17 protein-coding genes and 2 pseudogenes are annotated in these 22,819 nt (G+C 68.2%); 8 read left to right on the forward strand and 11 right to left on the reverse strand.

All coding sequences use genetic code 11. The features are described 5' to 3' along the window. Window positions 1-187 precede the first annotated feature (187 nt). Complete coding sequence (locus ACQ859_RS12080; RefSeq protein ID WP_431265988.1) at window positions 188-1,495, forward strand: TonB-dependent receptor plug domain-containing protein; 1,308 nt, start codon at window positions 188-190, stop codon at window positions 1,493-1,495. Next, window positions 1,480-2,973, forward strand: a complete 1,494-nt coding sequence (locus ACQ859_RS12085; RefSeq protein ID WP_431266521.1) for a TonB-dependent receptor — start codon at window positions 1,480-1,482, stop codon at window positions 2,971-2,973. Before ACQ859_RS12080 ends, ACQ859_RS12085 begins: the two co-directional genes overlap by 16 nt. 154 nt (window positions 2,974-3,127) lie before the next feature. On the opposite strand, the gene ACQ859_RS12090 is transcribed toward ACQ859_RS12085, so the two are convergent. From ACQ859_RS12090 to ACQ859_RS12125, 8 genes are all read right to left on the reverse strand, one after another. Continuing rightward, window positions 3,128-5,233, reverse strand: coding sequence for a glycoside hydrolase family 13 protein (locus ACQ859_RS12090; RefSeq protein WP_431265989.1), 2,106 nt, complete (start codon window positions 5,231-5,233; stop codon window positions 3,128-3,130). A gap of 102 nt (window positions 5,234-5,335) precedes the next feature. Then, on the reverse strand, window positions 5,336-6,445 hold the full coding sequence (gene mltB / locus ACQ859_RS12095) for a lytic murein transglycosylase B (protein ID WP_431266522.1): 1,110 nt from the start codon (window positions 6,443-6,445) through the stop codon (window positions 5,336-5,338). Between the two features lie 225 nt (window positions 6,446-6,670). Next, complete coding sequence (locus ACQ859_RS12100; RefSeq protein WP_431266523.1) at window positions 6,671-7,597, reverse strand: transglutaminase-like domain-containing protein; 927 nt, start codon at window positions 7,595-7,597, stop codon at window positions 6,671-6,673. After that, the gene (locus ACQ859_RS12105; RefSeq protein ID WP_431265990.1) at window positions 7,492-8,730 is read right to left on the reverse strand and encodes a DUF3488 domain-containing protein; all 1,239 of its coding nucleotides are present in this window, start codon (window positions 8,728-8,730) and stop codon (window positions 7,492-7,494) included. The genes ACQ859_RS12100 and ACQ859_RS12105 overlap by 106 nt, the downstream gene beginning before the upstream one ends. Window positions 8,731-8,879: 149 nt before the next feature. After that, a complete protein-coding gene (locus ACQ859_RS12110) occupies window positions 8,880-9,686 on the reverse strand; it encodes a lysostaphin resistance A-like protein (RefSeq protein WP_431265991.1) in 807 nt (268 codons plus the stop codon). A gap of 17 nt (window positions 9,687-9,703) precedes the next feature. After that, window positions 9,704-10,033 (reverse strand): hypothetical protein, encoded by a 330-nt coding sequence (locus tag ACQ859_RS12115; RefSeq protein ID WP_431265992.1) that lies wholly within the window; start codon window positions 10,031-10,033, stop codon window positions 9,704-9,706. Window positions 10,034-10,130: 97 nt separating this feature from the next. Beyond that, a complete protein-coding gene (locus ACQ859_RS12120) occupies window positions 10,131-11,168 on the reverse strand; it encodes a DUF58 domain-containing protein (RefSeq protein ID WP_431265993.1) in 1,038 nt (345 codons plus the stop codon). Between the two features lie 60 nt (window positions 11,169-11,228). Continuing rightward, window positions 11,229-12,182 (reverse strand): AAA family ATPase, encoded by a 954-nt coding sequence (locus ACQ859_RS12125; RefSeq protein WP_431265994.1) that lies wholly within the window; start codon window positions 12,180-12,182, stop codon window positions 11,229-11,231. A 118-nt stretch (window positions 12,183-12,300) separates the two neighbouring features. Between ACQ859_RS12125 and ACQ859_RS12130 the strand changes: the two genes are divergently transcribed. From ACQ859_RS12130 to fliD, 4 genes are all read left to right on the forward strand, one after another. Continuing rightward, the gene (locus tag ACQ859_RS12130) at window positions 12,301-13,254 is read left to right on the forward strand and encodes a histone deacetylase family protein (protein ID WP_431265995.1); all 954 of its coding nucleotides are present in this window, start codon (window positions 12,301-12,303) and stop codon (window positions 13,252-13,254) included. Between the two features lie 94 nt (window positions 13,255-13,348). Beyond that, on the forward strand, window positions 13,349-13,849 hold the full coding sequence (locus tag ACQ859_RS12135; protein WP_431265996.1) for a hypothetical protein: 501 nt from the start codon (window positions 13,349-13,351) through the stop codon (window positions 13,847-13,849). Continuing rightward, window positions 13,789-14,778 carry a mechanosensitive ion channel family protein gene (locus ACQ859_RS12140; RefSeq protein ID WP_431265997.1) on the forward strand — a complete coding sequence of 330 codons (990 nt, stop codon included), beginning with the start codon at window positions 13,789-13,791 and terminating at the stop codon, window positions 14,776-14,778. Before ACQ859_RS12135 ends, ACQ859_RS12140 begins: the two co-directional genes overlap by 61 nt. Window positions 14,779-14,967: 189 nt before the next feature. Beyond that, the gene (gene fliD / locus ACQ859_RS12145; protein ID WP_431265998.1) at window positions 14,968-16,386 is read left to right on the forward strand and encodes a flagellar filament capping protein FliD; all 1,419 of its coding nucleotides are present in this window, start codon (window positions 14,968-14,970) and stop codon (window positions 16,384-16,386) included. A 59-nt stretch (window positions 16,387-16,445) separates the two neighbouring features. On the opposite strand, the gene ACQ859_RS12150 is transcribed toward fliD, so the two are convergent. Continuing rightward, window positions 16,446-17,984 carry a fumarate hydratase gene (locus tag ACQ859_RS12150; RefSeq protein WP_431265999.1) on the reverse strand — a complete coding sequence of 513 codons (1,539 nt, stop codon included), beginning with the start codon at window positions 17,982-17,984 and terminating at the stop codon, window positions 16,446-16,448. A gap of 248 nt (window positions 17,985-18,232) precedes the next feature. On the opposite strand from ACQ859_RS12150, the pseudogene nhaA reads away from it, so the two are divergent. After that, a pseudogene (gene nhaA, locus ACQ859_RS12155) lies at window positions 18,233-19,413 on the forward strand (Na+/H+ antiporter NhaA). 96 nt (window positions 19,414-19,509) lie between these two features. On the opposite strand, the gene ACQ859_RS12160 reads toward nhaA, so the two are convergent. Beyond that, window positions 19,510-20,079, reverse strand: coding sequence for a TIGR00645 family protein (locus tag ACQ859_RS12160; RefSeq protein ID WP_431266524.1), 570 nt, complete (start codon window positions 20,077-20,079; stop codon window positions 19,510-19,512). Window positions 20,080-20,334: 255 nt separating this feature from the next. Here ACQ859_RS12160 and acs point away from each other — a divergent pair. Continuing rightward, window positions 20,335-22,286, forward strand: a pseudogene (acs, locus tag ACQ859_RS12165) (acetate--CoA ligase). A 156-nt stretch (window positions 22,287-22,442) separates the two neighbouring features. On the opposite strand, the gene ACQ859_RS12170 reads toward acs, so the two are convergent. Beyond that, complete coding sequence (locus ACQ859_RS12170; protein ID WP_431266000.1) at window positions 22,443-22,754, reverse strand: c-type cytochrome; 312 nt, start codon at window positions 22,752-22,754, stop codon at window positions 22,443-22,445. Window positions 22,755-22,819 lie beyond the last annotated feature (65 nt).

A 22,819-nucleotide genomic window follows, 5' to 3' on the forward strand; every position in this document is an offset into this window, starting at 1 on the left:
AAGACAAACGACGTCCAGGGTTTGCGAGAGCTTGGTTCGTGATCTAGTTTTAGTACAGAATTCTTTTCGAACGTTGGGTTCCGTCGTCCCTGCCACGCGAACCTCCAGATCGCAGTTCCCGCAGGGCGAGCCGAAGCCGGGCGCCGACAGGTGCCCAAGAACAGCAAGAGCTACAGGAGACAAAGAGATGAAGACATCGCACGCCTCGCGCGAGTTGTTCCGGGTGCAGCCGGTCGCTGCCGGTTGCCTGGTGACGCTGGCCCTGATGGCCGGCGCCGCGCACGCGCAGCAGGCCCAGACCGAGGCCGACAAGGCGGCCGCGGAGAAGGCCGCCGCCGACCGCCAACTGGAAACCGTCACCGTCACCGGCATCCGCCGCGGCATCGAGGCCGCGATCTCGGTGAAGAAGAACTCCGACTCCATCGTGGAAGCGGTGTCTGCCGAGGACATCGGCAAGCTGCCCGACGTGTCCATCGCCGAATCGATCGCGCGCCTGCCCGGCCTGTCGGCCCAGCGCGTGGCCGGCCGCGCGCAGGTGATCTCGGTCCGCGGCCTCTCGCCCGACTTCGCGACCACGCTGCTCAATGGCCGGGAAATGGTCTCCACCGGCGACAACCGCAGCGTCGAGTTCGACCAGTACCCGTCCGAGCTGCTCAGCGGCGTGGTCGTCTACAAGACGCCGGACGCGGGCCTGGTGGGTCAGGGCCTGTCGGGCACGATCGACATGCAGACGGTCCGCCCGCTCAACTTCAGCAACCGCGTGGTGACGCTGAACGCGCGCGGCCAGCGCAACTCGCTGGGCTCGGCAGCCAACGCCAGCGCCACCGGCAACCGGCTGAGCGCCAGCTACATCGACCAATTCGCCGACCGCACCATCGGTGTCTCGCTGGGCTATGTGCACCAGGAAACGCCGACGCAGGAAGAGCAAGTCGGCCTGTACGAGCCCTGGGACCAGTCGGCGCGCACCGGCCTGGCCGCCGGTACCTACAACTCGGGCGGCATCAAGGCCCTGCGCCGCACCGGCAAGACCGAACGTGACGCGCTGATGGGCACGATCGAGTTCCGCCCGACCAAGAATTGGACCAGCGTCGTCGACGGCTTCTGGACCAAGGCCAAGGCCGAGGACACGGCCAACCAGTTCGAGATGAGCATGACCTGGAACGGGGGCGACGATGCGCCAGCCGGGCTGAACTGGTCGAACCCGACGACCAATGCCAATGGCACGCAGACCGGCGGCACGCTGCTCAATGCGTATCCGCTGGTGCGCGGCATGTACAACAAGCGCGACGACAAGATCGTGGCGACGGGCTGGAACAACAAGCTGAAGTTCGAGAGCGGCCTGTCGCTGACGGCCGACGTCAACTATTCGCGTGCGACCCGCAGCGAGATCAATCTCGAGAACAACACGCAGCTCAGCCGCGTGGGGGCTGGCCGCTGGACAACGTCAAGCTGGCCTTCAACTCGGGTGACTTCTCGCAGATCAGCCCGGGCCTGAACTATTCCGACCCGACCAAGCTCTACCTGCAGAACACCATCTACGGCTCGGGCTACGGCAAGACGCCGAGCGTCAAGGACGAACTGACCGGCTTCAAGCTGGTGGGCAACATGCCGGCGCCGGCGGCGGTGAACGGCTGGTTCTCGGACTTCGACGTCGGCGTGAACTACGCGGATCGTTCGAAGAAGAAGCGCCAGCCGGAAGGCGGCATCAACATCGACCCGACGAAGTACACCCCGATCGGTGCGGAGTACCAGTACAGCCCGGTGGACCTGAGCTTCGCCGGCCTGGGCATGATCCCGGCGTGGAACGTGCCGGGCGCGGTCGGCCGCTACATGACCTTCAACCCGACGGACACGGAGAGCTACCTGATCTCCAAGGCCTGGGACGTGAAGGAGAAGGTCGCGACGCTGTTCTTCAAGGGCAACATCGACGCGTCGACCTTCGGCATCCCGATGCGCGGCAACGTCGGCCTGCAGGTGGTGCACACGGACCAGTCCTCGCAGTCGAACTACTTCGACGGCACGGCCCCGGTGGGCCAGCAGGTCAAGCCGCTCAACGGCGGCAAGAAGTACACCGACTACCTGCCGGCGCTGAACCTGGCCTGGTCGCTGACGGATGACCAGACGCTGCGTTTCGCGATCGCCAAGCAGATGGCCCGCGCCAAGGTGGATCAACTGCGCTCGGCGCTGGACTTCGGCGTCGATTCGTCGACGGGCAAGCCCGGCGCGAGCGGCGGCAACCCGGAACTGGACCCGTGGCGCGCCAACGCGGTCGACCTGTCCTGGGAGAAATACTTCGGCTCCAAGGCCTATGTCTCGGTGGCGGGCTACTACAAGGACCTGCGCAGCTACATCTACACGCAGGGCAACGACCGCTACGACTTCTCGCGCTTCGTCGCCGGCTACAAGCCGCAGCCGGGCCAGCCCGACGCGCTGCCGGTCGGCACCTACACCGCGCCGTACAACGGCCAGGGCGGCAAGCTCCGCGGCATGGAGCTGACGGCGTCACTGCCGTTCAACCTGATCAGCAAGTCGCTGAACGGCTTCGGCATCATCGCGAGCGCCAGCTTCAACAGCAGCAACATCGAGATCAAGGATCCTGAGAGCGCGAGCAGCGTGGGTTCGGGCTTCATCACGCTGCCGGGCCTGTCCAAGCGCGTGTACAACCTGACTGCGTACTACGAGGCCAACGGCTTCGAGGCCCGTGTCAGCCAGCGCAAGCGCTCGGACTTCATCGGCGAGATCGGCAACTTCAACGGGGCGCGCACGCTGCGCTACGTGGTCGGCGAGAGCATCGTCGACGCGCAGATCGGCTACAACTTCACCGAAGGTCCGCTGAAGGGACTGGGTCTGCTGGCGCAGGTCAACAACCTGACCGACGAGGCCTACCGCACCTACGCAGCCACCAAGGACCGCCCGCTGGAATACATCAAGTGGGGTCGTACCTACCTGATCGGCGCCACCTACAAGTTCTGACGCGGCGCCGCGGCGCCGATTTGGGCGCCCCGCGTTGTTGCGAATCCTCGCCATAGCGCTGCTATGGCTCCGGTTCGCGCCTAGCGGGGCATCCCAAATCGGCACCGCGGCACCACGTCAGTGGTGCGGCGGACCATCGATTCTTGCTGCGCGCTCAATCCCCCACCAGCACTCGCCCCGTCATCGGGGCGATTTCCATTAGCAGCTTGCCGTTGGCCGCCGCCTTCATCGGCGCGCCCGGTGTCATCGCATCGAGGAAGGGCGTGCCGCGCAGCGCGGGCGGCAACGTCAGCTCGACGCGCATCGGCTCGGCGGCGTTGTTCATCGCGACGATCGCGTTGCGCTGGCCGTCCTGGCGCAGCAGGACGATGACGTGCTCGTCGAGCCACAGCGGCGCCGACAAGGTGCCGTGCCGCAGCACCGGCTGCGCGTGCCGCAGCGCCACCAGCTGCTTGACCCGGTCGCGCAGCGCGAGGTCCGGCTGGCCGCCTTCGTCGGCCCACGGATAGGGCGCGCGGTTGTACGGGTCCTCGCCGCCGCCCAGGCCCACCTCGTCGCCGTAGTAGATCGTCGGCGCGCCGGGATAGGTCATCTGGAAGAAGACCGCCAGCAGCAGCCGGCGCTTGCCGTCGGCGACCTGCTCCGGCGGGCTGTCGTCACGCACGCCGAAGTGATGCAGCGCGCGCGGCTGGTCGTGCGAGGACAGCAGCGTCATCGACGCGAACAGCGACGACGCCGGGTAGGACTCGCGCAGCAGCTCGAGGTTCTGGTAGAGGCGCTCCGCGTTGCCGCCGGCCGCGTAGTCCAGCACCGAGTTGCGGAAGATGTAGTTCATCGTCGCGTCGAAGGTGTCGCCGAGGAAGAACTTGCTGGCGTCGAACCAGGTCTCCGCGATCGTCAGCGCCTGCGGCTGGTGCCGCTTCACCGCGACGCGCCAGGCGCGCCAGAAATCGTCCGGTACCCACGGCGCCACGTCCATGCGCCAGCCCGCCGCGCCGCGGTCCAGCCAGAACTGCATCACCCCGTCGCGGCCGAAGGCGTAGTCGCGGAACGCGCGGCTGGACTTGTCGATCTCGGGCAGGTCCTTGATGCCGATCCAGGCCGCGTACTGGTCGTCGGGCGTCGTCTTCGTCAGGTCGAACTTGAACCAGCTGGCGTAGGGGGATGCGGGATTGGGCTTGCCGTTGTCGAACGCCCCGCCGGCGGGGAAGTTGCCGAAGCGGTTGAAGTAGGGCGAGTCCGCGCCCACGTGGTTCAGCGAGGTGTCCGGGATCACGCGCAGCCCGCGCTTGCCGGCCTCGCTGGTGAGGCGTTCGAAGTCGGCGTTGCTGCCGAAGGCTGGATCGATGCGCTTGTAGTCGCCGGTGTCGTACTTGTGGTTGCTGGCGGCCTGGAAGATGGGCGTCAGGTAGAGCGCGTTGGCGCCGAGGTCCCGGAGGTCGTCGAGCTTGTCGATGATCCCGGCGAGGTCGCCGCCGAAGAAGTCGTTGTTGTAGACCGCGTCGGAGCCGTCACCGCTGCCGGGCTTGTAGGGCCGGTCCAGCCAGCGCGGGTGACGCTCGATGCCGTGGTCCTGGTACCTGGCCTGGCCGACCTGCGGATCGTTGGTCTTGTCGCCGTTGCGGAAACGCTCGGGGAAGACGTAGTAATAGACGAGGTCGCGGGCGAAGTCCGGCACGGCGAAGTCGGACGCATGGATCGTCTGCCGGTAGCGGCGGATCGCGAACGGCGGGACCGGTCCCTTGCCCTCGGCGATACCGGGGAGCGCGGCCATCGGCGCCACGGTGGCCGGGCCCATCGAGCCCTTCTCCTTGGTCCAGTAGATGGTGTCGGCGTTGTTCTGGACGACGAAGCGTTCGCCGCCGACGGTGGCGACGAAGTAGTAGCCGTAGACGCCCGGCCCGCCGAAGCGATGGCGCGCCTTCCACAGCTCGCGGCCGGCGGCGGCACCGGCCTTGTGCAGCGGCACGCGCGCTTCCTCGGTGTAGGCGATCAGGTCCTCGTTGCCCTCGACGCGGCGACGCTCGACGACGAGCTCGAGCTTCTCCACGCCAGGCAAAGCGGTCAGCTGGAAGTCGACCCAGGACTTGGCGGGCAAGGCGCCGAAGGGCTTCTTGAATTCAGCCAGGCGCGAGTCGTAGCGCAGGCTCGCGGCGATCGGCGTCAATGCAGGCGCGGAGGCCGAAGAGGCCGGTGGCGCCGCCGCCTGGGGCGGTGTCTGTCCGAATGCCAGCACCGGCGCCAGGAGCGCGATGCACAACGGACGGCGAGGAAGGCGGAGCGGAGGAGGTCGCATGCGACAACGCTATCGCGAAGCGGTGCCGCCGACCATCCCCCGTCGATCGTCACCCCTCGTCGATCGTCAGCTGCCGCTGGCTGCCCCCGAGGCGGGCGTCGCCCCTGTCGCCTTGCGCCAGCTGGCCAGCGTGTTGGCGAATTCGATGACGGCCATCGCGTAGTAGCTGCTCTGGTTGTAGCGCGTCACCGTGTAGAAGTTCTGCGTGCCGGCGACGTACACCGGCGCGGCCCCGCCCATCTGCAGCTCGATCAGCGCCAGCGGCCCGGTGTGGGCGCGCCCCTGCGGCGACAGCTGCGCGCCGACCGATTCGAACTGCCGGGCGTCCAGCTGCGGCAGCACGTCGCTGATCAGCAGCTGCGCGCGCGCGGCCGTGTCGTTGGGCACCTGCACCTCGTAATGCGTCGGCATGCCGCGCTGCCAGCCATGCTCCTTCAGGAAGTTGGCCACCGACCCGATCGCGTCGACCGGGCTGTTGATCAGGTCCACGTGACCGTCGCCGTCGAAGTCGATCGCGTAGCGCCGCCAGCTGCCCGGCATGAACTGGCCCCAGCCCATCGCGCCGGCGTACGAGCCCTTCATCGCCATCGGATCCAGACCGTTCTCGCGCGCGAGGATCAGGAACTGGCGCAGCTCCTCCCGGAAGAACGGGCTGCGGTCGCGCGCGCCCGGGGGCAGCGGCGACGGGTAGTCGAAGCTCAAGGTCGCCAGCGCGTCCAGCACGCGGAAGGTACCCATGATGCGGCCGTAGAAGGTTTCCACGCCGATCACCGAGGCGATCACCTCGGCCGGAACGCCGTAGGTCGCCTCCGCGCGCGCCAGGGCCGCCTCGTGCGTCGCCCAGAACGCCAGGCCCGCCTGCAGCCGCTGCGGCTCGACGAAGCGCTGCCGGTAGGCGCCCCAGTCCTTCGCCTGTCCCGGCGGTCCGGGCAGGATCAGGCGCTGGACCGTGGGTTGCGGGCGCGCCAGCGCCAGCACGGCGCGCAGCTCCTCGCGCCGGTAGCCGAGCGACTCGGCCTGCGCGTCGGCGAAGGCCATCACGTCGGCGCGATCGCCGTACTCGGGGAGCACCGCCGGCTTGCGGGCCGGTTTCTTCACCGGCTTCTTGACGGATTTCGCTGCGGACGCGGCCTTGGCCGCGGCTTGCGATCGGGCGGGGGCAGGGTCCTGCGCCATCGCCGGGGCCGTGCCCAGCAGGGCCACCAGCGGCGAGGCGGCCATCGAGGCCTGCAGGAGCGTGCGGAGGAACGCGCGACGGGGAGAGGAGCGACGGGTACGACGGAGATCGGTCATGCGGGCGGTCATGCGGGCGGAAGCGCCGCGGGAGCGGCGGTGGGGCACGGAGGCGCGGGGCGGTGGATCAGTGGCACCGGCAGAAGCGTACCGGCAGAAGCGACGGAATCAGCGGGCCAGCACCTGCCGGAGCTCGGCGCATTGCGCCGCGAACTGGCGTTGCCATTGTGACGTGGCGGCGGCGAGGTCCTGGCGATAGCGTTGCGCTTCCAATTGCAACAGCGATGCCGCCACGGCCTCGGCGTGTGCGCCATGGCGTTCGACGAGCGAGGCCGCCCAGCGCCGCGGCGTCTCGTCGTCGCGGGTCGGGAGGCCGAGTCGGTCGAGCTCGCGCCGCACCCGCAGGCGCTGGCGCGACCAGGGGTCGTGGGGCCGCCGCTGCCACGCGGCCACGCCGGCGCCGATCGCGGCCGTCGCCGTCAGCAGCGCGCCCGCGACCTGTCCCAGGGTGGTCCAGTCCGGGTTGTCGAAGCCGAGCCGCTTGAGCAGGCTCATCTGGTCGCCGGTCGAGAAGTTCAGCACCGACTGCTGCCAGCGGTTGTTGATCCGCTCCCAGACGGCGCGCAGCTCCGTGAGCAGGCCGGGGCGGAACTGGTCGATCGCGCCGGTGAAGAGGCCCGGTGGCGGCCGCAGCGGGCGGCCCTGGACGCGGTCCGGCGAGATCGCGGCGGTCGGGTCGGCGCGCTGCCACCCGCCGGTGGGCGTCCAGAACTCGGCCCAGGCGTGCGCCTGGCTCAGACGCACGATCAGGTCGCCGTCCTGCAGATTCTGATCGGCGCCCTGGAAGCCGGTGACCACGCGGGCTGGGATGCCGGCCGCGCGCATCAGCACGACATAGGCGGATGCGAAGTGCTCGCAGAAGCCGAGCTTGCGGTCGAACCAGAACTCGTCGATCGAGTCGCGGGTCGTTTCGCCGTAGACGCCCGGCGTCAGCGTGTAGCCGAACCCCCGCGGCGGATCTGCGTCAGCAGCTCCCGGTTCACCGCCTGGCTGACCGCGTCCTCGTCGAGTGTGGCGAAGCGCTCGCGCAGGGATGCGCCGTAGGCGCGCGCGCGCGGGTTCAGGCCCGGCGGAAGGCTCAGGGATTCATTGCGGTCGGCGCGGCTGAGTTGCGTGCTGGGTGCCGCGCGCGGCCAGGCCTCGTGACGGAAGCGCAGCGTCTCGGCGACAGGCGCCGCGACCAGCCATTGACCTTGAGGCGCGCGTGTCGCCGTCAGGCGTCCGAGCGCCAGATGCGCCCCCGTGGCGCCGGGGCTGAACTCCAGCAGCGGGATCACGTTCACGCGCAGCGGGTCCATCGTGACCTCGTAGCGGAACACGGGCCCCTGGAGGGTGGGCGCGTCGTCGGCCGGCGCCCAGCTGACCCGGGGCACGGTCCAGGTGATGCCGTCGAAGCGCGACAGCACCTGGGCGCGGAAGTACAGCTGCGGCTGGGGCGGCGGCGCGCCGTCGAAGCGCAGGCGCATCGCGATGGTGTCGTCGGAGGCGATCTCCGAGAAAGCGCCGAAGCTCATCGTGTCCGACAGCCCGGTGCGCGCACCGGCGTCCTTGGGCAGTCCCCACAGCGGCGGCAGGCGCGGGAAGAGGACGAACAGCGCCACCATCACCGGCAGCCCGATCAGCGTGTTGCGGGCGGCGATGCGCGCGGCGAGTTTCAGGCTGGGGACGCCCTGCGGCATCTGCGCCAGCACCAGCGCCGACAGCAGCGCCCAGACGCAGCCGATCATCCAGAGCGCGATCAGCAGCGACTGCGAATACAGGAACTGCGTCAACACCAGGAAGAAGCCGAGGAAGAAGACGACGAAGGCATCGCGCCGGGCGCGCAACTCGAGCGTCTTGAGCGCCATCAGCATCGCCAGCATCGTGATGCCGGCTTCGCGGCCGAGGATGGTCTTGTGCGTGGCGAAGGTCAGCCCGATGACGAGCGCGAGCACGGCCAGCAGGCTCCAGCGGCCGGGCAGCGCCTCGCTGCGCCAGGCCAGGCGCGCGCGCCAGCCGAGCATCAGCGCGGTGAGCAGGCTGCACCACCACGGCAGGTGGCCGGCATGCGGGACGAGCGTGGCCGCGATGATCGCGAGCAGGAACAGCGTGTCGCGCGCTTCGCGGGGCAGGGGGCTGCGGTGCTTGATCGCGCCGCCTGCGGCGGTCGGGGAGAGAGAGGCGCTCATCGCGTCGGCGACCGCCTCGCGAGCACTCGCGGCGGCCTTTCAAGGGAATGGCTTGGAAGGACGCAACGTAGCACACCTGGAACGGAGCCGCCGGGACGGGATCTCGGGATGACTGAGACGGGACGGCAGAGAATTCCTGTGGGGCACGCTCAGATCAAGGGCAGCGGCGCACCTGGGCGGCGGCGTCGTCTCCAGACCTTCCACAACAACCAGGACGACACCGCGAGCATGAACGTCGCTGCTGCCCGATGGCTGTAAGCGTTGGCGTAGTTGTCGCCGGAGACGATCGGGTAGATGGCCAAGTCGTCGAGCGTGCCCCCGAAGAGGGGGATCACAAGGAGGTCGTAGGTCAGGTGCAGGGCCATGGCGCCGAGCAACGATTCGCTCCACAGGTAGAAGGCACCGATGAGGACGGCGCCGAAGGCCAGGTGGCTTGCCGTCTGCGCGTTGAGGCGCGGACCGAACATGTGGAGATAAACGAAGATCAGGACCTGCAACAGGAAGGCCGCCACCGTGCCGACCACCTGCCCCAGGCGATCGAGCACGAGGAACCGGCAGATGAGTTCCTCGGCGACTGCTGCATAGCAGGAGAAGCCCAACAGATAGATCCACTGGAGCCCTCTCATGTGAAGGGCGCTCCAGGTGATCTGGCCGCAAGCCGTTCCGAGCAGCATCGCCATGACGATGCCGATGGCGATCAACGCGCCGAGGGACACGGCATGCCATCGGCCTCGATGTCCCTGGAGCACGCCGAAGAATGCTGGGCCAAAGAGGACGCTCATGATCAACAGGTCCAGGATCGACTTCAGAATCGAAGCCGCCAGCGGCACATGGATCGTGTTGAGCCCGATGACAACCTCCCAGAACCACTGGCTCGAGCGGTAGGTGACGTTGCCAACGAGGTAGAGGCCAACAAGCGCCCGCGCCAGGGCGGACAGTTTCCGTCTCATCAGCATGGCGCGGGCTTCAGCGATTACCAGCTGCTGTACTTCAGGGCGTAGTCGAAGCAGGGGATGCTCCAAGTCCCTGCCGCCTTGCATTGGGCACCGTCAAAGTATTTCCGATTGATGATTTCGCCCCACGAGTTGGTTCCAGCGATCCGCGTCGCTGCGGCATCGCCACCGGACACCAGCTCGATTTCATGAAGTTCAAGCTCTTGCATTTCAATCTCCAGGACAAGCGCAAGAGAGGTGGCGCTCGAACACCAGTCCTGTTGCAGCGATCCGCTCACAAGCGCACCACGAGCAACAGGATTGAGGTGAAGTTTTTCGGGGTCAGGTCTTGCCTGCAATTGCCTGTTCAAGCCAAGGTGCGGGCGTTTGCCAACAGATTTATTGGGTTGACTAGCTAGTTCTTGTCGTCATGAGACCGCTCGCGCTTCCCAGCGCAACGAGCTCGAACTATTCCTGGATCAGCGCCAACGCTTCCATGCACGCACGGAAGTGTTCTGGTCCGAGGTCCGGCTCGATCGCGATGTCGCGCAGCTTCAGGCCGTAGGGCAGGCCTTCCTCCTCGGCGCGCTGCACCCAGGCCGTCAGTCGAGACACGCGGAGTTCGAACGGCAGGCCGCGCGTGGCGGCCAGGTCCAGCCATTGTTCGCTGGCGCGGCTGCCCAGGCGCTCGCGCACCAGCAGCGCCGCGCCGCCTCCGCCGCTGCCCGAGGGCGGCTGCGGCTGTGCCAGCGCGAGTGCCGATTTCTTCCACAGGATCTGGCGCGGCGAGTCACCGTGCCGGTAGGGCCGCAGCCCCGGGTCATCGCCCAGGCCGGGCTGGCCCTGGCCCTGCGGCAGACCTTCCTCGACGGCGGCGGCGGGCGGCGCGTCGAGCTCCGGCGTCGGATAGACCCAGGCCTGCGCCGCCGGGCGCCAGTAGCTCCAGGTCACGAACAGGCCGAACGGGAAGTGCGATTCGATGCGCAGCCGCGGCAGCGCATGCCGGCCGCGGGTCGCGAAGGTCACCTGGAGGTGGAGCAGGGCGTGACCCTGCTCGGGGACGTCGGCATGGGCGGTATCTGCGGCCTTGGCGTCAGGCAGTCTCAGGCCGACGCCGAATCGTGCCGCGCCGGTGTTGTGCAGCCGGATGTCCAGCGCGAGCGGCTGGCCGGCATGGGTCGCGGGCGGCGTCTTCAGGTCCAGCTTGAGGCCGCGGAGGTTGGCGTGCGTCGCGTTCATCGACGCCATGCCGGCGCCCGCCAGCACGAAGGTCAGCAGGTAACCCAGGCTCAGTTGGTCGTTGATCGACGCCAGCAGCAGCACCAGCAAGGTCGCGACGAAAGCGGCACCCGGCCGGCTCGGGATGATGTACAGGTTGCGCTGCGTCAGCGCGGTCGTGTCGCTGGCGGGATGGCGGCCCTGCCACCATTTTTCCCAGCGACGCTGCCACGGCCAGCGCACCGCCGGCAGCTTCGGCAGGGACGGCTTCCAGGAAGGGAGGCGCACGGCGGTATCCGGTGGACGGTCAGCGCGGTCGATGGTGTTCGGCGAGTCGTGGCGCTGCGATCAGGGCAGCGGCACCGCAGCCATCATCGCGCGCACCTGCTCGCGCGCGCCCCGGGCGCTGCCGCCGCGCGGCCGCAGGCGGTGCGCGATGGTCTGCGGCAGGATCGCCTGCACGTCGTCGGGCGACACGTAGTCGCGCCCGCTCAGCAGCGCCTTCGCGCGCGCCGCCCGCAGCAACGCCAGGCCGGCGCGCGGGCTCAGGCCTTCCTGGAACCACTCGCCGGAACGTGTGGCCTCCAGCAACGCCTGCAGGTAGTCCAGCAGCGCCGGCGAGACATGGATGGCCAGGACCGCGCGCTGCAGCTCGCGCAACTGGTCCGGCGTCATCACCGGCTTGAGCGCGCGCAGCAGCTCGCGGCTGTCGCCGCCCATCAGCAGCTCGCGCTCGGCCTGGCGGTCCGGGTAACCGAGGCTGATGCACATCAGGAAACGGTCCAGCTGCGACTCCGGCAGCGGATGCGTGCCGAGCTGCTCGCTCGGGTTCTGCGTCGCGATGACGAAGAAGGGTAGCGGCAGCGGGTGGGTCGTGCCGTCCACGCTGACCTGGTACTCCTCCATCGCCTCGAGCAGCGCGCTCTGGGTCTTCGGGCCGGCGCGGTTGATCTCGTCGGCCAGCAGGACCTGGCTGAACACCGGACCCGGGTGGAACTGGAAGGCGCTGCCGCCGGCCGCCTGCGCGCCCGGCTGGTAGATGTTGACCCCGAGCAGGTCCGAAGGCATCAGGTCCGTCGTGAACTGGACCCGCGAGAACCGCAGTCCCAGCGAGATCGACAGCACATGCGCCAGCGTCGTCTTGCCGACGCCGGGCAGGTCCTCGATGAGCAGGTGGCCGCCGGCCAGCAGGCAGGCCAGACAGTCCTCCGTCTGCGCCTGTTTGCCTTTGATGATCGTGCTAATCTGCCGGCGCAGGTCGGCCAGCGGTTGGGAGGCGAAGGTCGGCGCGTCGGAACTCATCGGCGCACGATATCTCAGAATCGGTTCGCTCCGCTGGAGCGCCGTGCATGCCCCGACCGCTCGCTGAACGTGTCCCGACCGTGCCCTGAATGTGCCCTCGACCGCGCCAGCCCCGACCATGAGCACCGCCTTCATCAGCCACCCCGACTGCCACCGCCACGACATGGGCGCCGGCCATCCGGAATGTCCGCAGCGCCTGGGCGCGATCGAGGACTGGCTGATCGCGCACGGCGTCGATGTCGCGCTCGACCGCCATGAGGCGCCGCGCGCCGAGCTCCAGTCGCTGGAGCGCGCGCACTCCGCCCGTTACGTCGCCGAATTGAAGTCGGAACTCGAAGCGCTGGAGCAGCAGGCGAAGCAGGGCGTGCCCCATCCGATGAAGGCGCTGGACCCCGACACCTGCGCCAACGCGTTCACCTGGTCAGCGGCGCTGCGCGCGGCGGGCGCGGCGGTGCAGGCGACCGACCTGGTCGTCGACGGCCGGGCCGAGAACGCCTTCTGCGCGGTCCGTCCGCCCGGACACCACGCGACGCGCGACCAGGCGATGGGCTTCTGCTTCTTCAACAACGTGGCCGTCGCGGCGCGCCATGCGCTGGACGTGCGCGGCCTGGACCGCGTGGCGGTCATCGACTTCGACGTCCACCACGGCAACGGCACCGAGGACATCCTGGCCGGCGACGACCGCGTGCTGATGGTCAGCATCTTCCAGGACCCGCTGTACCCGTATTCCGGGAGCGAGCCCAAGGGCGCGAACATGCTGAACGTGCCGGTGCCGCCTTACACGCGCGGCGCCGAGGTGCGCGAGATGATCGAGTCGCTGTGGATGCCGGCGCTGGAGCGCTTCAAGCCGCAGATGATCTTCGTCTCGGCCGGCTTCGACGCACACCGCGACGACGAACTGGCGCAGCTCGGGCTGGTCGAGGCCGACTATGAATGGATCACGCTGCGCATCATGGACGTGGCCCGGCGCCATGCGAAGGGCCGCATCGTGTCCTGCCTGGAAGGCGGCTACGACCTGGGCGCGCTGGCGCGCAGCGTCGGCGTGCACCTGCGCACGCTGGCCGGCCTCTGAGCCGGCGCCACAATCGGGGCCACGACCACCGGCGCGCCGGCGGTCCCACAGAATTCCCTCCGACTGAACGACCCGGCCCGCGCCGGATGCCGACTTGATCTCCTCCCTGAACTCCACCTTGGGCACCACCTTGGGCAGCACCGCATCCCTGAACCACACGCTGAGCCTGCGCGAACTGGAGTCGCTGCTGACGGCGCTCGCGCGGCCGCAGGCGCTGATCGAGGTCGGCCTGGTGCTGGCCTGCCTGGCGCTGTCCTGGCTGATCGTCCACCGCATCAGCAAGCACGTCACCGCCGCGCCGGGGCATCACTCGGTGCTGCTGGGCCACCGCGTCTTCGACGGCGTGCTGTTCCCGGTCATCGCGCTGCTGTTGGCGCTGGGCGCGCGGCGGGTGATGCCGCTGCTGGGCGAGCCGGTCGCGCTGTTCCGCGTCGTCATCCCGGTGCTGCTGTCGCTGGTGGTGATCCGGCTCGTCGCCCGGGTGCTGCGGGCGACGATGCCGGATTCCTCGGCATCAAGCTGCTCGAGCGCAGCGTGTCCTGGATCGCGTGGCTGGGCTCGATCCTCTGGATCGTCGGCGTGCTGCCGATCCTGATCGACGAGCTGCAGGACGCGGACCTGACCTTCCTGCCGAAGAACGGCAAGGCCTACATCACGGTCTACGACGTCCTCCTGGGCGTGCTGCAGGTCGGCGCCGTGCTGCTGGTCGTGCTGTGGCTGTCCTCGGTCATCGAATCGCGGCTGCTGCGGGGCAAGTCGGTGCTCGACCTGTCGATGCGCAAGATCGCGGTCAACCTGACCCGCACGGCGTTGCTGGTTGCCGGCGCGATGGTGGCGTTGAACACGCTGGGCCTGAACCTGAGCGCGCTGTCCTGGCTGGGCGGCGCCGTCGGCGTGGGCCTGGGCTTCGGTCTGCAGAAGATCGCGGCGAACTACGTCTCCGGTTTCATGATCCTGGCCGAGCGCTCGCTGCGGATCGGCGACATGGTGAAGGTCGACAACTTCGAGGGCCGCATCAGCGACATCAAGACGCGCTACACGGTGATCCGCGCGCTCAATGGCCGCGAGGCCATCGTGCCCAACGAGTCGCTGATCACCACACGGGTCGAGAACCTCTCGCTCGCCGACCCGCAGGTCAACGTGTCGACGGTGGTGCAGGTGGCCTACGGCACCGACCTGGACGCGCTGTTCCCGCAACTCATCGAAGCGATCAAACGCGTGCCTCGCGTGCTGTCCGAGCCGTCGCCGTCGGTGTCGCTGAGCAACTTCGCCGCCGACGGACTGGAGCTGACCATCGGCTTCTGGATCTCCGACCCGCACAACGGGCAGGGCGGGGTGCGCTCGGAGGTCAACCTGGCGATCCTGCGCTTGCTGAACCGCTTGGACATCGACATCCCGTTCCCGCAACGGGTGGTGCGGACGGTGGTGGACGGTGCCGCGGGGCCTGCGGCTACCGGGTTGGTGTCCGACCCGCTGTCCGCGTCGGCCTCGGGTTCCGCGCCCGGCGCCACGCCCGCCGTTTGATGGCAGGCCGAGAGGTGGCCGGCGCCTCCTGCGCGATGTCCCCCTCTCTCGGGTGAACGGCGTCACCGAGGCACCCAGTTGGGGCGTGAACCTCGCGATGCCCGTGGATTCGCAAAGCAGAAACATTGCTTAACCTTCCTGGCATGAACGGCGCCGAGAACCAGGCGTGGTCAACCAGGGGAGGAAGCGATGGGAATCAGTTCAACAGGGTTGGGAAGCAATCTCAACGTCGAGGCGATCGTCCAGAAGCTGGTGTCGGTGGAGCGCACGCCCATCGACAACCTGCATGCGGCCAGCGACAAGATCAAGACCAAGATCTCCGTCTTCGGAAAGATCCAGTCGTCGTTGAGCGCGCTGCGCGACGCGGCGGCCAAGCTCACCAAGCCCGACACGTGGCAGGGCGTGACGGCGACGTCCTCGGATGCCACGGTGGCGTCGGTGACCGGCGGCGCCGGCGCGGCGGAAGGCAGCTACGTGTTGAACGTCGAACGGCTGGCCGCGGCGCAGAGCCTCTCCAGTCCGACCTTCAAGAAGGGGGACAAGCTCGGCGGCGGCGCGCTCACGCTGGAGTTGGGGGAGTGGAGCGCCGATCGCACCAGCTTCACCTCCAAGTCCGGCGCGTCGCCGAAGACGATCACGATCGAACCGCCGCGTGATTCGCTCGAGGACGTGCGGGACCGGCTCAATGCCTCCGGCGCGGGTGTCGTGGCCTCGCTGGTCAACGACGTCACCGGCTCGCGGCTGGTGATCCGCTCGCGCGAGACCGGCGCCGAGAACGGCTTCCGCATGACGGCCGCGCCGTCGGGTCCGCCCGAAGAGGGGCGGCCCTCCTTGGCCGACCTGTCTTTCGGCGGGGCGGGACAACCCTCCCGGATGACCGAAGACCTGCGCGCGGGCAACGCCAGGCTGACGGTGAACGGACTCGCGATCACGTCGGCGACCAACACCATCGAGACCGCGATCGACGGGGTGAGCTTCACCGTGCAGAAGGCCGGCGCGGCGACCGTGACGGCCAGCCAGGACAAGGAGTCGCTGAAGAAGGCGGTCAGCGAGTTCGTCACCGCCTACAACGCGACGATCGGCCTGCTGCGCGACAACACCAAGTACGACGCGGAGAACAAGACCGCGGCCGTTCTGCAGGGTGACAGCACCGCGGTGGGCCTGACCAGCCGCCTGCGCGGCGCGGTCGCGGCGGGAACGACGCTGCCGGGCGCGTTTGCGCACCTGCCCGACATCGGCCTGACGATGGGCGTCAACGGCGCGATCACGATCAACGACAGCAAGTTCAACAAGGCCCTGTCCCAGCGCGCCGACCTGAAGCAGCTGTTCATGGGCATCGACAAGGATCACGCCGACAACAGCGGCATCGCGGTGAAGCTGCGCAGCTTGACGGACCAGATCCTGGGCATGGATGGAGCGCTGACGACCCGCACCCGGGGGCTGCAGGACAACCTGAAATCCAACGGCAAGCGGGTGGATGCGCTCGAGGACCGCGTCGCCAACTACGAGAAGCGGCTGCGCCGGCAGTACACGGCGCTCGACACCTCGATGTCCGGTCTCGGCCAGAAGCAGGGCCTGGTGGACAAGCTGTCGAAGATGTACGGCTGACGGGGCGGCGACGAAAAGGCCACCCGAGGGTGGCCTTGTCGTTCGCGCGGAGGAGGGGCTCAGCCCGCCGCCACCGGGATCTTGATCGGCTTGCCCGCGGCGATGCGCTGCTGCCATTCGGCCGGGCCGGTGATGTGGGCGCTGGTGCCGCCGGCGTCGACCGCCACCGTCACCGGCATGTCGACCACGTCGAACTCGTAGATCGCTTCCATGCCGAGGTCCTCGAAGCCGACGACCGTCGCGTGCTTGATCGCCTTGGACACGAGGTACGCCGAACCGCCGACCGCCATCAGGTAGGCCGACTTGTGGTTCTTGATCGACTCGATCGCGACCGGGCCGCGCTCGGCCTTGCCGATCATCGCGATCAGGCCGGTCTTCTCCAGCATCATGTCGGTGAACTTGTCCATGCGCGTCGCGGTCGTCGGGCCCGCCGGTCCCACGACTTCATCGCGCACCGGATCGACCGGGCCGACGTAGTAGATGACGCGGTTGGTGAAGTCCACCGGCAGCGTCTCGCCCTTGGCCAGCATGTCCTGGATGCGCTTGTGCGCGGCGTCGCGGCCCGTCAGCATCTTGCCGTTGAGCAGCAGCGTGTCGCCCGGCTTCCAGCTGGCGACTTCGTCCTTGGTCAGCGTGTTCAGGTCGACGCGCTTGCTCTTGTTGTAGTCCGGCGCCCACTTCACGTCGGGCCACAGGTCCAGGCTGGGCGGGGTCAGGTAGCTCGGGCCGGAACCGTCGAGCACGAAGTGCGCGTGGCGCGTGGCCGCGCAGTTCGGGATCATCGCGATCGGCTTGGAGGCGGCGTGCGTCGGGTAGGTCTTGATCTTGACGTCCAGCACGGTGGTCAGGCCGCCCAGGCCTTGAGCGCCGATGCCCAGCGCGTTGACCTTCTCGTACAGCTCGATGCGCAGCTCCTCGAGCTTGTCCTTCGGACCGCGCTCCAGCAGCTCGTACATGTCGATGTCGTCCATCAGGGCTTCCTTGGCCAGCAGCGCGGCCTTCTCGGCCGTGCCGCCGACGCCGATGCCCAGCATGCCCGGCGGGCACCAGCCCGCGCCCATCGTCGGCACGGTCTTGAGCACCCAGTCGACGATGTTCTCGCTCGGGTTGAGCATGTAGACCTTGCTCTTGTTCTCCGAGCCGCCGCCCTTGGCCGCGACGATCACGTCCACGGTGTTGCCGGGCACGACCTCCATGAAGATCACCGCGGGCGTGTTGTCCTTGGTGTTCTTGCGCTCGAAGATCGGATCGCTGAGCACCGAGGCGCGCAGCTTGTTGTCGGGATGGTTGTACGCGCGGCGCACGCCTTCGTTGACGGCGTCCTGGATGGAGCCGGGGAAGTCGCCCCAACGCACGTCCATGCCGATCTTCAGGAACACGTTGACGATGCCGGTGTCCTGGCAGATCGGACGGCGGCCTTCGGCGCACATCTTCGAGTTGGTCAGGATCTGCGCGATCGCGTCCTTCGCGGCCACGCTCTGCTCGCGCTCGTAGGCGCGCGCCAGATGCTGGATGTAGTCGGCCGGGTGGTAGTAGCTGATGTACTGCAGCGCGGCGGCGACGCTTTCGACGAGGTCGGCGTAGCGGATGGTGGTCATGGTCGTGGACAGGCTGGTCACGGGAGACCGCGATTATCCTTTTTATCCCGTTACCCGATGAAATCCCCGTCGCCGGCACCGCCTGGCAGGCGCCCTGCGCACGCTTGTGCGAAGCCGCGTCTTCTCCTCCGATCGGCGCGCAGCGGCGATGATCCGGTCTTCACGGCGTGTCCTGCCCGATGAGTCATGGACGCGACATGCCCGCTCTGCTGTACTGCCGGGCCCGCCGACCGGGCGGGGCCGCTCTTTTGGAGGACGCCTTCTTGACACCGGGACTCAAACGCTTCTTCGCCAGCGAATCGGCCGGCGGCATCGTGCTCGCCATCGCCGCGGTCGCCGCGCTGATCCTGTCCAACTCCCCTGGCGGGAGGTCTACGCCGCCTTCACCCGCATCGAGGGCGAGGTCCGCATCGGCGGCGACTGGCTGGTGCTGGCCAAGCCGCTGCTGGTCTGGGTCAACGACCTGTGGATGGCCGTCTTCTTCTTCCTCGTCGGCCTGGAGATCAAGCGCGAGTTCGTCAGCGGCGAGCTGTCGGAACGGTCCCAGGCCGCGCTGCCGATGGTCGCCGCGCTGGGCGGCATGGCGGTGCCGGCGCTGATCTATGCCGCCATCAATCACGCCGACCCGGTGGCGCTGCAAGGCTGGGCGATTCCCGCGGCGACCGACATCGCCTTCGCCATCGGCATCGTGATGCTGCTGGGCAGCCGCGTGCCGGCCTCGCTGAAGGTCTTCCTGACGGCGGTCGCCATCATCGACGACCTCGGCGCCATCGTCGTCATCGCGCTCTTCTACACGAGCCAGCTGTCGCTGGCGATGCTTGCCGGCGCGGCGGCCTGCCTCGCGATCCTCTTCGCGCTGAACCGCGCCAAGGTCAGACGCGTCGACCTCTACATCGTCGTGGGCCTGGTGCTGTGGACCTGCGTGCTCAAGTCCGGCGTGCACGCGACGCTGGCGGGCGTGGCCACCGCGCTCTTCATCCCGTCCGACGACGACGGCCACGGGCACTCGCCGGCCGAGGCGCTCGAGCATGCGCTGCATCCGTGGGTCGCCTTCCTGATCCTGCCGATGTTCGCCTTCGCCAACGCCGGCGTGTCGCTGCTCGGCCTCAACGCCGGCGACCTGCTCCATCCCGTGTCGCTGGGCATCGCGCTGGGCCTGCTGCTGGGCAAGGCGATCGGCGTGTTCGGCAGCTCGTGGCTGATGATCCGCTCCGGTCTGGCGCAGAAGCCCGGCGGCGCCGACTGGATCCAGTTCTTCGGCGTCTGCGTGCTGTGCGGCATCGGCTTCACGATGAGCCTGTTCATCGGCGGCCTCGCGTTCGAGGGCCAGGGCCCGGATTACGAAACCCGCGTGAAACTGGGCGTGATCGGCGGCTCCCTGCTCTCAGGCATCGCGGGGACGCTGATCCTGATGCGCAGGCGCGGCTGAGGACTCGATCCCGCCATGAAGAAAGGGCCCGAGGGCCCTTTCGTCGTTGTTGCGCCCGTGCGCTCGTGCGCTCGTGCGCCGGGTGCGGCGCGCGGGTCAGTGCTTCTCGGCCGGGCCGTGCGACAGCAGCTTGTCCGTCATCGCGATCGCCAGCGCCGACAGCAGGAAGGCCAGGTGGATGCCGGTCTGCCAGATCAGCGTCTTCTCGCTGAGGTTCTCGACGTTGATGAAGGTCTTGAGCAGGTGGATCGACGAGATGCCGATGATGGCCGTCGCCAGCTTGACCTTCAGCACCGACGCGTTGACATGGTCCAGCCATTCGGGCTGGTCGGGGTGGCCCTCGAGGTGCAGCCGCGACACGAAGGTCTCGTAGCCGCCGATGATCACCATGATCAGCAGGTTGGAGATCATGACCACGTCGATCAGCGCCAGCACGGCCAGCATGATGATGGTCTCGTTGAGCTTGGTGACCGTGACGCCGGGGTTGTAGCCCACGCTGCTGACCAGCAGCTTCAGCGCCTCCTGGTTGCCGAAGGCGGCCTCGACGAGGTGCACGAGTTCGGTCCAGAACTGGAACACGTAGACCGCCTGCGCCAGGATCAGGCCGATGTACAGCGGCAACTGCAGCCAGCGGCTCCCGAACATCAGGTGCGCGAGCGGATGCATGCGCTGGCGTGCGGTGTCGGCCGTGGGCGTCGGGCGGTCGGTCATCGGGGTAAGTCCTTCAAGTCGTAACTGGCGGGAACCGCCAAACCACGCGATTTTAGTGAGAGCATGCCGCGTGCTTCACGGGAAGCTCACGCTGGGTGTCCAGCAGCTCTTCTACAAGAGTAAGCACATCGTCAGTGTGAAAGTGGAGAGTTCGGCCCAGTCTGAACCCGAGTTCGAAGATCCCTGCCTGTACGGAGACATAGGCCATGAGTGACAAGATCTACAACCCCCGCATCCGCCGTCCAGGGCGCCCACGTGTCCGGCCTGGCCGCCTACGAGGCGCTGTGCAAGGAAGCGGAGACGGACTACGAGGGCTACTGGGCGCGCCTGGCGCGCGAGCTGCTGAGCTGGAAGCAGCCCTTCACGAAGGTGCTGAACGACTCCGACGCGCCGTTCTTCAAGTGGTTCGAGGACGGCAAGCTCAACGTCTCCTACAACTGCCTGGACCGCCACGTCGAGGCCGGCCGCGGCGACCGCGTCGCGATCCTCTTCGAGGCCGACGACGGCACCACGACCCGCGTCACCTACGCCGAGCTGCTGGCCAAGACCGCGCAGCTGGCCAATGCGCTGAAGGCGCGCGGCGTGAAGAAGGGCGACCGCGTCGTCATCTACATGCCGATGTCGGTCGAGGGCGTGGTCGCGATGCAGGCCTGCGCGCGCATCGGCGCGACGCACTCGGTGGTGTTCGGCGGCTTCTCGGCGCAATCGCTGAGAGACCGCGTCCAGGACGCCGGCGCCGTGATGGTGCTGACCGCCGACGAGCAGGCGCGCGGCGGCAAGTCGCTGCCGCTCAAGGCCATCGTCGACGAGGCGCTGGCCGACAACAGCTGCCCGACGATCAAGCACGTCATCGTCTACAAGCGCACCGGCGGCAACATCGCCTGGGTAGCCGGCCGCGACGAATGGCTGCATGACGCGGTCGCCGGCCAATCGTCGAGCTGCGAGCCGGAATGGGTCGAGGCCGAGCATCCGCTGTTCCTGCTCTACACCTCGGGCTCGACCGGCAAGCCCAAGGGCGTCCAGCACAGCACCGGCGGCTACCTGCTGCATGCCGCGCTGACCACCAAGTGGACCTTCGACCTGAAGGACTCCGACATCTTCTGGTGCACCGCCGACATCGGCTGGGTGACCGGCCACACCTACATCACCTACGGCCCGCTCGCGCTGGGCGGCACCGAGGTCGTCTTCGAGGGCATCCCGACCTTCCCGGACGCCGGCCGCTTCTGGCAGATGATCGAGAAGCACAAGGTCACCATCTTCTACACGGCGCCGACGGCGATCCGTTCGCTGATCAAGGCGGCCGAGGCGAACGAGGCCGTGCATCCGAAGCGCTACGACCTGAGCTCGCTGCGCATCCTGGGCTCGGTCGGCGAGCCGATCAACCCGGCCGCGTGGGAGTGGTACCACCAGCACGTCGGCGGCGGCCGCTGCCCCATCGTCGACACCTTCTGGCAGACGGAGACCGGCGGCCACATGATCACGCCGCTGCCGGGCGCGACGCCGCTGGTGCCGGGCTCCTGCACGCTGCCGTTCCCCGGCATCACCGCGGCCATCGTCGACGAGACCGGCAACGACGTGCCCAACGGGCAGGGCGGCATCCTGGTCGTCAAGAAGCCGTGGCCGTCGATGATCCGCACCATCTACGGCGATCCGGAGCGCTTCAAGAAGAGCTACTACCCGCCGGAGCTCAAGGGCTACTACCTGGCCGGCGACGGCGCGATCCGCGACGCCGACAACGGCTACTTCACGATCACCGGCCGCATCGACGACGTGCTGAACGTGTCGGGCCACCGCATGGGCACGATGGAGATCGAGTCCGCGCTGGTCAGCTGCACCGAACTGGTGGCCGAGGCGGCGGTGGTCGGCCGTCCGGACGACACTACCGGCGAGGCGATCTGCGCCTTCGTCGTCCTCAAGCGCGCGCGGCCGAGCGGCGACGAGGCCAAGGCCATCGCCAAGCAGCTGCGCGACTGGGTGGCCAAGGAGATCGGTCCGATCGCCAAGCCCAAGGACATCCGCTTCGGCGACAACCTGCCCAAGACCCGCAGCGGCAAGATCATGCGCCGGCTGCTGCGCTCGGTCGCCAAGGGGAGAGCGTCACGCAGGACACCTCCACGCTGGAGAACCCGGCGATCCTGGAGCAGCTCGGACAGGCCTATTGAGCCCTGTCGGGGCCTGCCGAGGCCCGTCGAGGCAGTGAGCCCCGCCTCTGCGCGGGGCTTGCTCCCGAGGGCTTCCCGCCCATCGGGAAGCCCCATGAAAAAGGCCCCGACAGGGGCCTCGTCGTTGGCGGGCATCGCGCGATGCCCGGTCCACGGTCACTTCGTCGTCAGGATCCACTTGGCGAGCTGTTCGGCTTCCGCCGGATTGACCTGCGTGTTGGCCGGCATCGGCACCGGACCCCAGACGCCGGAGCCGCCCTTGATGATCTTCTCGGACAGCTTCTTCACCGCGTCCTTGTCGCCGGCGTACTTGGCCGCGACATCCTTGTAGGCCGGGCCGACCAGCTTCTTGTCGACGGCATGGCAGGCCATGCAGTTCTTCTTCTGCGCCAGTTCCGGGCTGGCGAAGGCGCTGGGGGCGCTCAGCAGGGCGGCGAGGGCCGCGGCGATGAACAAGGCGTTTCTCATGGCATCCTTTCAGGTGTCGCCGGGCTTCCCATCCGCGTCACAATCGGATCTGCAGATTCGGCGCC

This window comes from Roseateles chitinivorans, from assembly GCF_050632235.1.
Taxonomy (GTDB): Bacteria; Pseudomonadota; Gammaproteobacteria; order Burkholderiales; family Burkholderiaceae_C; genus Roseateles; species Roseateles chitinivorans_A.